The sequence below is a fragment of the Pedobacter sp. CG_S7 genome, assembly GCF_040544395.1.
Lineage (GTDB): Bacteria > Bacteroidota > Bacteroidia > Sphingobacteriales > Sphingobacteriaceae > Pedobacter.
Map to the genome: position 1 here is coordinate 1 of NZ_JBEONS010000020.1, position 12,223 is coordinate 12,223.

Below are 12,223 nucleotides of genomic sequence, written 5' to 3' on the forward strand. Positions count from 1 at the left end.
TAAATCTGTTGGTAAAAATTGACCTGATAGTGAAAAATCCATCCTTGTTTTTTGAACAAATTTAACAACTAATCCCCAGAAAATTTACGTGACCCCTTTTTGAGTGGCAGAATTATATTTAATCTCGTCTCCCAATTGCAATGTGTTCGGATTATAGGCTTCTACTTTTGTAACCTCGATCTTAATATCCTTTTTTTGTTCAAAGCCGATAACATAATCAGCAATCCTTTGAGCATCTGCCGAAGCGGAATGGATTTCGTAAGGGGTGTCGGTCAAAATTTTAATCCAACTGTCTACATAAGCAATATGCTGTTTTGGGTCATGGCCGATTTTCAATTCATGGCCTAGCATCATTGATGCAATTTCCGCCCTTAATTCCTCACGGGCATATTCAGGAGTACCAAATTTGTTAACTAAATCCCGATTTAGCCTTGAATGGTGGCCTGTCCAATGCCCTAATTCGTGTAAAAGCGTTGAGTAATACCGATCTGCCGTCTCAAATTGTTTTCTATCTGGCATCTGTATTTTATCAAACAAGGGGGTATAATAGGCCCGATCTCCTGCAACGTGTTCAATTTTCGCTCCTGAAGCTTTTACAATATTTTCTGCCCTAGCGACCTTTTCCCATAATTCAACATCATTGACCTCTTTAATAGGAAGCGGTGGGATACCTTTAATTTGTTCTGCATTAAAAACCCAAGCTTTGGTAACGATGGGGTTGTTATACTTAACGTTAATCATTACAGGTTTACCCTTTTCATCTAAAATGGGCTTTCCTTTTTCATCAAGTTTCTTTCTTAAATCGTGAGTTTTGACAAAATTTATCATCAGCCCTTTTGAGCCTTTTTTAATTTCCCATCCCTCGGCTGTAGCCTGTTTGAAAGTTGCAAAACGGGGGTCAGAATAGGGGCTAAATAAATGGAGATAAAGGGAATTTAACCCTTTATAGGTTTTCCCAGTAACAGCGTTGTAAGACATTACATAATCTGTACCTGCACTATTCCACGGCTTTTGCCACGGAGCAATACCCTCTTTAAGTTGTTCGATTATCTTTTCTGCAACTAACTCATATAGTTTTTTTGGTTCTTCTGCCATTATTCTACCCCCTCCCCATCATTTATTAAATCTTCATCGGGTAGGATATCGGCAACGTCTACACCGTACAATTCGGCCTCGGCCTTATTTAATTCAACATCTTCGCCATTGGCTACCAATTGCAATTTGTTTTCGAGTGAAATTTCAGTTTTAGTTTTCGACATGCTATCTGTTTTGAGTTAAAAAATCTGTTAATTGATCTTTCCTGTTTACGGAAAGAATTTCTTTGAGAAATGGTAGTGGATTAATGCTATTTCCTTTGAATTTGACGATGAAATGTAAATGTTCCCCTGTTACCCTACCTGTTGTCCCACTAATTCCTAAAACCGTTCCTGCTTTAACTAAATCTCCAACCTTTACGAACCTGACGGAAAGATGGCCGTAAGTAGTTTCATACAAGCCATGATTTACTACAACATAATTACCGATGATATTATCATAACTGGAAACTACTACCGTACCGTGTAGAACAGAATAGATATCGGCCTGTCCTGCAGAAAGATCAATTCCGTTGTGGAATTTTACAGCACCTAAAACTGGATGGATACGCAAGCCAAAGGATGATGTTAATATTAACCTATCAATTGGTAACGATGAAATTTCCAAAGGTTCTTTATCAGGTAAGCTATTGATTGCAAACATTGTATCTCTGACAATCTTTACCTTAGTGATTGTATCCTTTTCCTTTTCAACTGGCTTCAATTTGATACCTACAGAATTAACCTGCTCAATGCTCCTTATAGAATTGAACTGCTGGGCATTGACCTTAAGGACAGCAAAAAGAAAAAGCACAAATGAGTAAATTATAATTTTTTTCATAACGTTTTACTATTATTTTGAGGTAGCCGATTTATTCCAGGATTCCAAAAACGATAGTGTTTCTTTTCTTCCGGAAGATCTGCAGAACTTCCAAACATTATTGTTTTGGAAGTGCAGCACACTGGATCTGCACTTGCTCCACTATCGAAACGATAGTATTCTATGAATAATAGGCGATGATATCCTCAACATCTTTCCTGATTTTCATAAAATTTGCATTGAGGATTTTTGCTTTGTTACCTTTAAAATCATAGAAGTTTGGTAAATCCCTATAATTATCTTCCTCTCTTTTGATATCGGCCATATTAAGATTGACCTTGCAATGGATATTAGAGGTTTGGTATTTACCTGTAAATTCTCCCCCTACATCCTCCGCTATCAAACCGACCAATTCCCCAGTATTTAAAGAAGCTATTTTACCGCTAGGTATTAAGGGTTCATATTTTTCATTCAGGGAAACCGATGTTTTAGAACGGTCGATGCTTAATCCCTCACCAATTTGTTTTTTCTTGCCGAACAGGGTTTGTAACCATTCTAATGTTTCCTTATTTCTTACCGAACCTGAAAGAACATTACCGATAACTGCGGTCATTGTTGTAGCAGTATCCTTTCCTTGAAGTTGTTTTAATTGTGGTAATTCTTGTAAACCCAAAAGAACAGCCACCTTATTACTTCTTGCCGTTGAAATCAAATTTTCAACCTTATGTATAAATAGGGTTGGGGCTTCATCTGCAATTATGGCGGTCGGTAAATTTCCTTTTGTATTTATTAGTCTGGTCAATCTATTTACCACAACCGAATAACAGGTTGAATTAATATTTTGCGTTGCTGGGCTGTTAGCCAAGATTAACAGTGATGGGTTTTTTCTGTCACTTATTCTTAAATCGAAATCATCAGCAGAAAACACCCAAGCAGTTTCTTCCGTATTCAACCTAGATATGAAAATTTTTAATGTTCCGATCTGCCCCTCCAACTGATCATAAGCTTTTTTTTCAAGTGCTGATCTAAAGGGAGATAGTAAACTTTCAAGTACAGGGAATGTGGTTAAGCACTGAAATATTTCTTCATAGGTTCTATTTAAGAACGCAAGTAAATGGGAGAATGTAGAATACTTCCCTCCCTCATGTCTGGATACAAAGTAAATACAAGAAGCCAAAAAGTTTACGGCCGACTGCGTAAAAAATTTATCAGCTCCACCGCCACCATCACTTTTTTGCAAACTTTCAACAATAGCCTCTGCCGTTTCAGATGCATCGGCCAACGTTACGATATAATCAGCTCTAAGTGGATTAATACGTCTACTTTTCTCTACCTTATCTAAATTGATTACGTTAAATTGAAAATCTTTCATTTTACCGTTCTGCTTTGCCAATAGATAATGGTAGTAGGCAATTTGCCCTAAATCAGGGAATTTGAAATCATAAAGGCACATTGTGTATTCCTTTGCGATCATTTGTCTTATAAAGGGATTTACCACTCCAAAAGATTTTCCTGAACCAGGTGTACCGATTAATATCGTACCCCTGAAAGGATTTACAATATTAATGTACCCGTTGTGAACCTTTCCTTTATAATAAAATTGCATTGGAATGTTTACGGAATATGGAGTAATTACGGCCTTGGTTTGTTGCATAAAGCTCTCCCCTTCGATATTCCATTCATCTTTACCAAAATTACTCCGAATGATCTTACTAATATTATCCATAGAGGTATGTATCAGAATTGCTCCTATCAAGGAACATGTTATAAAACCGATATCAGCTAATGAAGTATAGGGGAAAACATACTTTCCATTTGAATGGAGAAACCACACACTGCCAAAGAACAGCATTAATCCTATGGTCAATGGGTAGACAATATGTTTTTTGGGGTCTAAGTCTAATTTTTTTTTGCTCAATGTTCCAATACTAACAAGGCAAATTATAACCAAAATAGATAGTTTGCTTACAAGAATGTTTTTGTACAAACTCATGTTACTAAGTTTGCTGAAAATAGTAGCAAACCCGTTCCCCATCTTTCCTGATATAAAAACAGGCTCGGCATAGATAAACATTAAAATCTCAAAAAATAAAGAGAGATAAATAACGAATTGCAACAGGCCGTGTAATTGCTGTAACTCTTTTTTTTCTTCCATTTAAAAAGGATTGAAACAAAAGAGGCGGTAACAAGTACCGCCTCTTTTTGATTAAAATTATTCGTTAGTTATGGAGTAAAATATTAATGATGTTATCGCTTATAAAAAACAAAATGGCAGACCAGACTAAAGCGATCAGGCAGAAAATGACCGCTATATATTTGGTTTTTTTAGTCCAATGTCTTAAGCGGGTGGCCTTTGAAATAAGGGAGTAATAAATCACATACCCTAGAACCATTTCAACTGCTATAATGCTTGCTAGCATAAAGAAAATTGCAACATATACATTAACATACCTATCAATTTTTAAGAATACTAATAGCACCGTAAAGCCTAACAAAAGCATTAAAATATGTTTTGTCCTGATAAATGGCTGATAAGAGATTGTTGTTTCCATAATGAATAGATTTTTAGTTTATTGGTATTCTTATACCTGCCTCCAAACCAACCCTCCACCGTTCGGATAAATTGCCAAATAAAACATACTGGTTTCGGTTGATGATCAGAAAATCAAAACCGTGACCTATACTTTGGGCAAACTCGAAACCTGCTTGGGGTGCCAAAATAAATTTCTCTGTATTAGAACCTAAACCTGCTCCCATTCTTAACCTGACGGCTGTATTTACATTACGCCATAGAACAGGTTTAAGAACAAGGCCACCCATAACAGATTTGGTTTTTACTTCTCCGTATTTTTGGTAATACTCTGCGAAGATTTCATTTTGATTAAAATACTTCGTGCTGATATCCAAGCTTAGAGTAGTGGAAAAGGCATCGTTAAAAAAGTAACCGCCCCTTAAGCTTAAAAACTTTGTTCCGTTTTGAGCCTTAACATTTGTGCCTAGCAGAAATATTGTGAAGGCAATAAATAAAGCCTTTTTCATTAGAGTGTATCTGCATTAAGAACGTCCGAATAATCAAGCTGTAAAGTGATTACCCTACCTGAAATCTGTTTTTCGGATAGTTCAATAGTGAGAACCTTGTTATCAGGGAATGTGAATTTTTTAAAGGCAAACACATTTCTATATTTATGTTTAAAGGCTGAATTTTCGTAAAGCTGGTAAGCTGGTTTAAGTTCAATGGATTGAACATTTGTAGCCTTGGTTATGCGCTTATCATCAATCTTAAACCTGAACTTGTCAATGTCATATTTTAAATTTGTTGAGTTCGTGTAAGTTACGTCAACAAAAACATAATCATCTACGGTATAAACGTTGTTAATTTGTCCAGTCATTCCGTAAGCTGTTGACCTTACGGCATGGTTCTTCGTGCCATTCTTTAGAGCAGTCAAAGCGTAATTATGCAAGTCATTTTGTGACATAGGCATTGTTCCTACATCTAATGGGTTAGTATTTTTCGGTAGAATTTCAATTTGGGTTTGAACACTGCTTTCGTTCTCTGTGTACCAAACATCATACTGGGCTATAAACTTTTCCCCAACGATAGTTACAATTCCTAAGCTATGGTTTACAAAACCGTATTGTTTAACGCTATCGGGAATATACTTCAAGCGTAGAACATTCTTTACTGGCAAATCTCCCAACATTGATTTTGTTGAAATATCCGCATACTGAATAGGCTCGGGAGATACAAAATGTAATGATACATTTTTTGTTAAGTAAATCCTTTCAAGCTTATTTTTCAATAGAGTTCCGTCCGTACCTTTTTCTTGTGCAAAGCTATTGATGGAAAAAAGAAAAAATGAGGCTAAAAATAAAAATGTCTTTTTCATGTGTCTAAGATTAATAGTTGTTTTGTTGTTCTTTTAATTCATCAGGGTCGATTAAGTAGACATAAGAAGCATACTTTAATTTCGCTTTGTTCTGCCTGATCAGTTTAGATACTGCGGTAGATGTTGAGGTAAACAATTTTGATAAGGCACTCATATAAAGTTGGTTTGCATTTTCTGGATTTTGTTGCACCTGAACACTTGAACCTATATCACTAATTTCCTTTGTGAACGCCCTGAAAGATGATGCGGGTACATAAAGCCCCTCCATACCGTCCAAGTCGTATATAGCCAATTTAACAGGTAGTATTTTATCATCTGTCATTACCGAAAGGACGGTGAGTTTAACCCTCTGTTCGTCAAATCCTGATATCAACGCATAGATATAAGTACCCTTTTTAATTAGGTGTTTACCTGCCTTGATATCTTCCAGTAAACGGATGCGAACCCTTGAACCTGCGTAACCTGTAATTGACTGGTCAATGATGGCCTTAATAAAGTTATTAGATTTGGAAACTGTAACTGTATTGAAAGCTTCGTTTACATCTGTAGCCTTTACTACGTCTAATTTCGGGAGTTTGACAGAAACGTTATCAACCTTTTTCAATAAGTCCTCTTGCTTTTTATTTGCTTGGTAATCAGGGTCGCTGGTCTTTCCTATACTGTCAATTACTTTCATCTGTTCTCTGAAAAGTAGCATTGGGTCTTCGTATTTTTCCCTCGAGTTATTTTCGGGGATACGGTTTCCATTTCTCCCCTGACCTTGCAGATTTGATAAGGCGTTTGCTAGTTCTTTATCTTCCCTGCTCATACTGTTCCCAGTGTTTCGGTTTTCATAGGCAGACATACTTTGAGGGATGTTATTACGTCCTGAATAAGCCGAATAACCGCTACTCTTTCCGTTTTTGGTGTTTGACTGGGCATATTTGGCCTTAAATGCATTGTCAATGCTATCTAGCATATATTTCTCTCTATCGTTATATTGTCCTTGTACTTGCCCTCGATCATCAACATCATCGGCTAAATTGCCTATAGCAGTATAACCGTCTCCCTCTTTATAGCTATTCTTGAAAGCATCTAATTTTGTTCCGATATCTTTGTTTTTAACTTCATCGGACACCGATGCGATACCTGTTTGTAATTCAGGCGTTTTTTCTGCTATTCTCTCATCATCTTTATTAAAAGATTTGAAACAGTAAAAAAGTCCAAACAATGGAAGTAGTGCGATTAGTGGGATAACATATTTCGGTTTTTTAAAATCTATTTTCATCGCTTTCTATTTTTTAGGTTTTTGTTGGTGGATTTCGAACTGTTTGATCGCCTCTTCTAAGAATAAGGTGTCTTGGTGGGTAAGCTTGGGTTTCTTCAAAACCTGCTCTACCTGTTCCCTCAATTTGATCAGATCAAATACCTTTTCACCTGCTTTATAGGTTTGGCCTATTCCATCAGAAACATTGGTTGCAACTCCCCCACTTTCTCTCACATAGTGGGGCATCTTGTCTTTTTGCCGTTGACTGGGTGAAAACACTACGAAACACATAATCAACGAAAAGGCAATAGCAACTAGCATAGCTATATAAACTTGTTTAGAATGGCTGGTAAGAAATGCTGTGCTTTTTTGTTCTGCTACCGTAAAGTATTTGCTGAACTCTTTTTTGATTTCAGATGTAACTGTTACATCTTTGTCTTGATTAGAACTGATTTTTTTGAACATTGGTCAAGTCTTTATTTTCTAAAGTTTTCCAGTTGGTTATCAATACACCATGCGAATTATTATCACTTCTAGGGATATCTTTTAATCCGCCGGTTGTTATAAGGGAACGGGTTACAGTTGAACTTCGTCTCTCTATAATTTGCTTACCATAGTAGAAAAATTTTTTGTTCACTATATCAATATTTATACTGTCAGTCTGTAGAGTCAAGACCGAACTAGATGAAAGAATGGAAGAGAAATAACCTTTTTCTTTTAAGTTATTGTATTGTAATGCCCCACTTTCGTCTATAAGATACATTGCTCTTTTCATTTGATAATCGATGTACTTATCATCAGGGGTAAGAGAGAAAAATATACTGTGGAATAAATCAACCGAGGCTTTATATTCAGCAGGTCGGTTAAGTTGCATATTGGTTTGTTTAGCCAATATGGGAACGCTGTTATCAAGAATATATATATTCTCCCTAGCATTGCTAACCTGTTTGTATGCAAAGAATGATACAATACCTGATATCAGTATGGATGCTATAAAACTTCCAACGGAGATAACTAAGGCTAGTCTAATTTTATGTTCAATGTTTTTGATTAGCATATTAGATGGGGTTAAATGAGAAAGGGCTTGAAAATTCAAGCCCTTATTGATCGTTTATTTGTGTGTAAAAAGGTAAATACTATTGTTCTATTGGTGGAGCTGTAGCAGATCACTAACCCTGTCATAGTATTTTAATAGTGTTTTGTCAAGCTGCAGTCCGGGATCCTCAACAAAAACACTATCGTTTTGGATGGCGCTTTAATTCCTGGGCAACACTAAATAATAGTATTTTATTTTAATAATCCTTTGGAAGCGATACGAGCAACTTGCGAGCCTGTGCGAGCTGCTGTTGATGATGCGGAAGTAATACCAGATGTTGAGATAATCCATGTGCTAATACTAGGAACAGTTGTTATAGCAATAGCACCTACTAAAAAAGTTACGATTACTAGGCCAAACGATAATAGCCCATTACCTGCAAACCAAGCTAATTTTTCCATTGTATTAGCACCACCTAGTAAACTGTTGTACTTGTCTATTTCTATCCCCATTGTATATTCTTGCAACATTCCTACAACATAAAGAATGAGGTAGGCAACACCAACATATAAATTGACTGATACAAATCGGGCTATCCATGTCGTGAATGCATCCCTAAAAGCAGGCAGAACACTTACGGCAACGGAAAAAGGCCCGAGTATGACCAAAATCGTTCCATATATGATTTGTAGCATAAAGACAATGTAAACGCATATCCTTAAAATCCAAAGGCCTAATAATTCTATCATTTGGGTAACAAAAAGTTGAATGGCCGTCTGCATTCTAATCCGCATTTCAACTATGGGGTTATAAATATTGTCCGCAAAAAAGCCCTTAACATTCTCCACAATCTGCTTACCAACGCCTTTGTTTGTTTCATCAGCCTCTTTCTCTGCTATTTCGGTACTTGCTTGCATCTTTAATAGTTCGTCGCTAACCTGTATCATTAACCCTGCTCTTTCGTAGCGCATATTGTTAACTACAGTAATTTGACTTTCGAACATTGCCTGACTTTTATTAGCCACTAATTCTGTGGGGTAAGCAATGACGCGAACGAAAACCCCCCACCACATGATCACCATCATCAAACCAAAAGGACGAAGTAGAGGCATTATTTCTAAATTCTTATCGCCTGACATCATTTCATAACTTTTTATAGAAAAGAAAATCAGCATAAAAATACATGCCAACCCTTGTGCATCATATATGAATGATGCCCAGTTTCCATAGGCATAATCCCGCATTCTGCTAAAGAATTTCATAACAGAACTTTCATATAGATCATTTCCCTGCATGAAGCTTACTGCCTCTTTGTACTTATCACCGACTACTGGGTCAGCCTGTGCGTGAAATGTAAGTACCCCGACCATCAGGATACATAGAATAATAATTTTGTTTCTCATTTTAGGTTTTTCCTCCTTCCCATTATGTTGTTTAGCCTTTGTTCGGCCGTTTGTGGATTTTCAATTATGATGTTTTTGTTTTCCCTCTGATTTTTGAGTTTTTCTTTAAAGTCGAGCATCATAGCAGCCATATCTAACTTGTGCCTCCATGTTTCAGCAAGCTTTCGATGTTCAAGCATAATTCTATGGTACATCAAAATTCTTTGTCCCCTATCAATGTCGACAGATTTTGCAAGCTTATAGCGATCTAATAGGCTATTCATTTCAGTTAAGTACCAATTGTAAGCCCCACTCTCGGCCATATATAGAACAACCTTTGCAGGTACGCCCGTAAAGGCATTTTTAACGATATCGTCTAATGGTTTTAGCTCCTTTTTGTAATACATCTGATAAAGTGGATCTGCAAAGGCAACAGTACTTGAATAGTTAGTAAACTCTGCTAAGGCGATGTTTCTAAGGGTATCAGATTGTTTTTTATAATAATCACTTGTTACCTGCATTGCGGTTGCTAATGCCAAACGTTGTGTTTGCTCCCCCCCTGCTTTCAATGGTCTTCGGTCTGTATCCTTATAATTCGGATGTAATAACCAAGTCATAGCATAGGCAGTCCAAGAACTAGGTTTCCACCAGCTCCATTCAGGGTCAAATTTATCATCATCCCACTGCGCATAAACCATCCTTTCCTGTTGATGGATGATAGCTTTATCAGTAATTTTCTTTTGTGCGTTGGCGCTTATAAACAAAAATAAGCAACCTACTAGTAAGTAAAGCTTTTTCATTGTCCCAATATTCTACGTTTAGTAATAATTTCATTGAGCTTTTGCACATCTCTGTTTATATATTCATTATAAGGATTTAGAGATTTCATCAAGCCTCTTTGTTTCGCCCAATACATATTTTGCTTAATGGTATAAATCATAGCATTCATAATCTGTAGTTCTTTCACAATCTTGCTGATCAATTCATCACGAACATTGTAATTCATCATTACATCTTGTTTATTATCAAGAATGAAACTCGAAACATCGCCAACCATTTTTATACCTCTCATTTTTAACTGCTGGGCAATATCTTCCGCAAACAATAGCAAAGCTGGATTCCCTTGAGCCAACTCTACTGCCTCACTGCTGTTCTTGAATATATCATTGATCAGGTAGCCCATTTGACGAACTTGAATTGCATCCCTTAATGCCTCGTTGACTTCCGTCAAGGAGCGGTTGATCATGGTCTGAACCAAAACAACACTGGATAGATTTATACCAATATCATCAGTATTACGTCTAATCTTTTCCAAAGAGGCGTGATAGCCAAGTTCAGCTCCCAGCCTTACAGAGGCATTGGCATTAACTTGATTTAAATGTCCTCTATCTAAGACGACCCTTTGAGCGTAGGTACTTGTTACACCAAACAAGCAAGCCAACATTAACCAAACCCTTTTCATTGTTTGAGGATTTTTACATTATTCATTATGTCATTGACCAAAGTTTCTTCCCTGTTTATGTAATCTGAAAAAGGGTCTGTACCTCTTTTCTTCAAGACCGAAGCTTGCAATGTTCTGGCTACACCTCCTGATAAATATGAGATAGTTCGCAGTTCATCAAGTATATGCTGAAAAAGTATACGCCTATCAGAAACTTTCATTTGGTTCACATCACCGATTACAGCACAAAGCCCTATGAGATAATTAACCAAAGAATTAGCTTTTTGCACAAAAATAACCTCACTGTCGAGGGCAATTGGTATGAGTAAAGGATCACTTTGGGAATAAACTACTATCTTCTGTTGCTCTTTGATGATTTCTCTTACCAAAGGGGTTGCGCTTACTCCCATGTTGACAGCATCAAAAATAATTGACATTTTAGCAAATCTTTCCTGTAGTGTTCGATATCGGTTTTTGACACTTGTCATTAAAGTTTTATTGGTTGATTCGACTGCTGTGTTCTTTGCCTGTTGGTTTTTAGCCTCGATCTGCTTGCCGTATTCAGTCTTATTGCTCTCGACCAATTGATGTAGTAGGGGAACATTTAACTGACTGTAACTTCTGAAAGCTAGCAGGAACAAGACTGATAAAAATATTAATCTTTTCATGGCTTAGTATTTTAAGTATTTTCTTCTTTGTATTATACCGTCTAGCATTTGATCATCCATATTGACGTAACCCTGAAATGGATTAAGAGATTTCCATAAGCCCCGCATTTGAGCGTAATACATCGCCCTATACATCCCATATGTTAATGACCGTAAAATCAGTACCTCTGTAAGAATATGAGATATCATCTTAGACCGCTCACCTGCGTCCATCAAATTATCCTGCCCCCCCTTTAGAGCGAAACTGCTTACTTCAAGGGCTAGTTTTGTGGCTCTTTGATAAAAAAAATTGGCCTGTTCTTCGGCAAAGACTAAGAAGACTGGGTTCTTTCGGGCGATTGCTAAGCCCTTATTGATATCATCAGTCATCCCTATAGCTATCCTAGAAATTTCCTGTACATCTGAAAGATTGGTAAGGATTGAATTAACTTCGGATAAACCCCGATAGATACGGTTTTGCATATCGTTGACTATTCCGAGTTGACCTGTTACCGCCAACTGTCCCCGCTCTACCAATGTTAGTTTATCTTTAGTAACATTTAACTGGGTGTTGATGATACTTGCGTGAGCAGCTGTAGCCGCCGATACAGCAGGATCAATATACAAGGATTGAGCCTTTGCCCAAGTTATACCGAGGCAAAAAAGGCCTAATAAGATTACTTTTTTCATG

The 12,223-nt window shown here is 36.9% G+C and carries 15 protein-coding genes; all 15 read right to left on the bottom strand.

Annotated features, from left to right (window positions below; translation table 11 throughout):
- Positions 1-84: 84 nt before the first annotated feature.
- The 15 genes from AAKU52_RS11390 to AAKU52_RS11460 all read right to left on the bottom strand — a co-directional run bounded on the left by AAKU52_RS11390 (position 85) and on the right by AAKU52_RS11460 (position 12,222).
- Positions 85-1,095 carry an ArdC family protein gene (locus AAKU52_RS11390; RefSeq protein WP_354333492.1) on the bottom strand — a complete coding sequence of 337 codons (1,011 nt, stop codon included), beginning with the start codon at positions 1,093-1,095 and terminating at the stop codon, positions 85-87.
- Positions 1,095-1,259, bottom strand: coding sequence for a hypothetical protein (locus tag AAKU52_RS11395; protein ID WP_165825470.1), 165 nt, complete (start codon positions 1,257-1,259; stop codon positions 1,095-1,097). Before AAKU52_RS11395 ends, AAKU52_RS11390 begins: the two co-directional genes overlap by 1 nt.
- Before the next feature lies 1 nt (position 1,260).
- Positions 1,261-1,914, bottom strand: coding sequence for a M23 family metallopeptidase (locus AAKU52_RS11400; protein WP_354333495.1), 654 nt, complete (start codon positions 1,912-1,914; stop codon positions 1,261-1,263).
- Positions 1,915-2,074: 160 nt separating this feature from the next.
- Complete coding sequence (locus AAKU52_RS11405) at positions 2,075-4,048, bottom strand: type IV secretory system conjugative DNA transfer family protein (RefSeq protein ID WP_354333498.1); 1,974 nt, start codon at positions 4,046-4,048, stop codon at positions 2,075-2,077.
- A 64-nt stretch (positions 4,049-4,112) separates the two neighbouring features.
- Positions 4,113-4,445, bottom strand: a complete 333-nt coding sequence (locus AAKU52_RS11410; protein ID WP_354333500.1) for a hypothetical protein — start codon at positions 4,443-4,445, stop codon at positions 4,113-4,115.
- 13 nt (positions 4,446-4,458) lie between these two features.
- Positions 4,459-4,932, bottom strand: a complete 474-nt coding sequence (locus AAKU52_RS11415) for a hypothetical protein (RefSeq protein ID WP_354333502.1) — start codon at positions 4,930-4,932, stop codon at positions 4,459-4,461.
- Positions 4,932-5,780, bottom strand: coding sequence for a conjugative transposon protein TraN (traN, locus tag AAKU52_RS11420; protein WP_354333504.1), 849 nt, complete (start codon positions 5,778-5,780; stop codon positions 4,932-4,934). Before traN ends, AAKU52_RS11415 begins: the two co-directional genes overlap by 1 nt.
- Positions 5,781-5,790: 10 nt before the next feature.
- Positions 5,791-7,047: a conjugative transposon protein TraM gene (locus AAKU52_RS11425; protein ID WP_354333506.1), complete on the bottom strand. Its 1,257-nt coding sequence runs from the start codon at positions 7,045-7,047 to the stop codon at positions 5,791-5,793.
- 6 nt (positions 7,048-7,053) lie between these two features.
- Positions 7,054-7,491 (bottom strand): hypothetical protein, encoded by a 438-nt coding sequence (locus AAKU52_RS11430; protein WP_354333508.1) that lies wholly within the window; start codon positions 7,489-7,491, stop codon positions 7,054-7,056.
- Positions 7,469-8,122, bottom strand: coding sequence for a conjugative transposon protein TraK (gene traK / locus AAKU52_RS11435; protein WP_502931029.1), 654 nt, complete (start codon positions 8,120-8,122; stop codon positions 7,469-7,471). Before traK ends, AAKU52_RS11430 begins: the two co-directional genes overlap by 23 nt.
- A 191-nt stretch (positions 8,123-8,313) precedes the next feature.
- Positions 8,314-9,465 (bottom strand): TraJ family protein, encoded by a 1,152-nt coding sequence (locus AAKU52_RS11440; RefSeq protein WP_354333510.1) that lies wholly within the window; start codon positions 9,463-9,465, stop codon positions 8,314-8,316.
- Entirely contained in the window at positions 9,462-10,244 is a 783-nt protein-coding gene (locus AAKU52_RS11445) for a hypothetical protein (protein ID WP_354333512.1), read from the bottom strand. The genes AAKU52_RS11440 and AAKU52_RS11445 overlap by 4 nt, the downstream gene beginning before the upstream one ends.
- Positions 10,241-10,906, bottom strand: a complete 666-nt coding sequence (locus tag AAKU52_RS11450) for a hypothetical protein (protein WP_354333514.1) — start codon at positions 10,904-10,906, stop codon at positions 10,241-10,243. The genes AAKU52_RS11445 and AAKU52_RS11450 overlap by 4 nt, the downstream gene beginning before the upstream one ends.
- A complete protein-coding gene (locus AAKU52_RS11455; protein ID WP_354333516.1) occupies positions 10,903-11,553 on the bottom strand; it encodes a hypothetical protein in 651 nt (216 codons plus the stop codon). The genes AAKU52_RS11450 and AAKU52_RS11455 overlap by 4 nt, the downstream gene beginning before the upstream one ends.
- Positions 11,554-11,556: 3 nt before the next feature.
- Complete coding sequence (locus AAKU52_RS11460; protein ID WP_354333518.1) at positions 11,557-12,222, bottom strand: hypothetical protein; 666 nt, start codon at positions 12,220-12,222, stop codon at positions 11,557-11,559.
- Position 12,223 lies beyond the last annotated feature (1 nt).

Coding starts and splice junctions, on each gene's coding strand:
- AAKU52_RS11390 (WP_354333492.1), bottom strand. CDS start 1,095: ATGGCAGAAGAACCAAAAAAACTATATGAGTTAGTTGCAGAAAAGATA.
- AAKU52_RS11395 (WP_165825470.1), bottom strand. CDS start 1,259: ATGTCGAAAACTAAAACTGAAATTTCACTCGAAAACAAATTGCAATTG.
- AAKU52_RS11400 (WP_354333495.1), bottom strand. CDS start 1,914: ATGAAAAAAATTATAATTTACTCATTTGTGCTTTTTCTTTTTGCTGTC.
- AAKU52_RS11405 (WP_354333498.1), bottom strand. CDS start 4,048: ATGGAAGAAAAAAAAGAGTTACAGCAATTACACGGCCTGTTGCAATTC.
- AAKU52_RS11410 (WP_354333500.1), bottom strand. CDS start 4,445: ATGGAAACAACAATCTCTTATCAGCCATTTATCAGGACAAAACATATT.
- AAKU52_RS11415 (WP_354333502.1), bottom strand. CDS start 4,932: ATGAAAAAGGCTTTATTTATTGCCTTCACAATATTTCTGCTAGGCACA.
- traN (WP_354333504.1), bottom strand. CDS start 5,780: ATGAAAAAGACATTTTTATTTTTAGCCTCATTTTTTCTTTTTTCCATC.
- AAKU52_RS11425 (WP_354333506.1), bottom strand. CDS start 7,047: ATGAAAATAGATTTTAAAAAACCGAAATATGTTATCCCACTAATCGCA.
- AAKU52_RS11430 (WP_354333508.1), bottom strand. CDS start 7,491: ATGTTCAAAAAAATCAGTTCTAATCAAGACAAAGATGTAACAGTTACA.
- AAKU52_RS11440 (WP_354333510.1), bottom strand. CDS start 9,465: ATGAGAAACAAAATTATTATTCTATGTATCCTGATGGTCGGGGTACTT.
- AAKU52_RS11445 (WP_354333512.1), bottom strand. CDS start 10,244: ATGAAAAAGCTTTACTTACTAGTAGGTTGCTTATTTTTGTTTATAAGC.
- AAKU52_RS11450 (WP_354333514.1), bottom strand. CDS start 10,906: ATGAAAAGGGTTTGGTTAATGTTGGCTTGCTTGTTTGGTGTAACAAGT.
- AAKU52_RS11455 (WP_354333516.1), bottom strand. CDS start 11,553: ATGAAAAGATTAATATTTTTATCAGTCTTGTTCCTGCTAGCTTTCAGA.
- AAKU52_RS11460 (WP_354333518.1), bottom strand. CDS start 12,222: ATGAAAAAAGTAATCTTATTAGGCCTTTTTTGCCTCGGTATAACTTGG.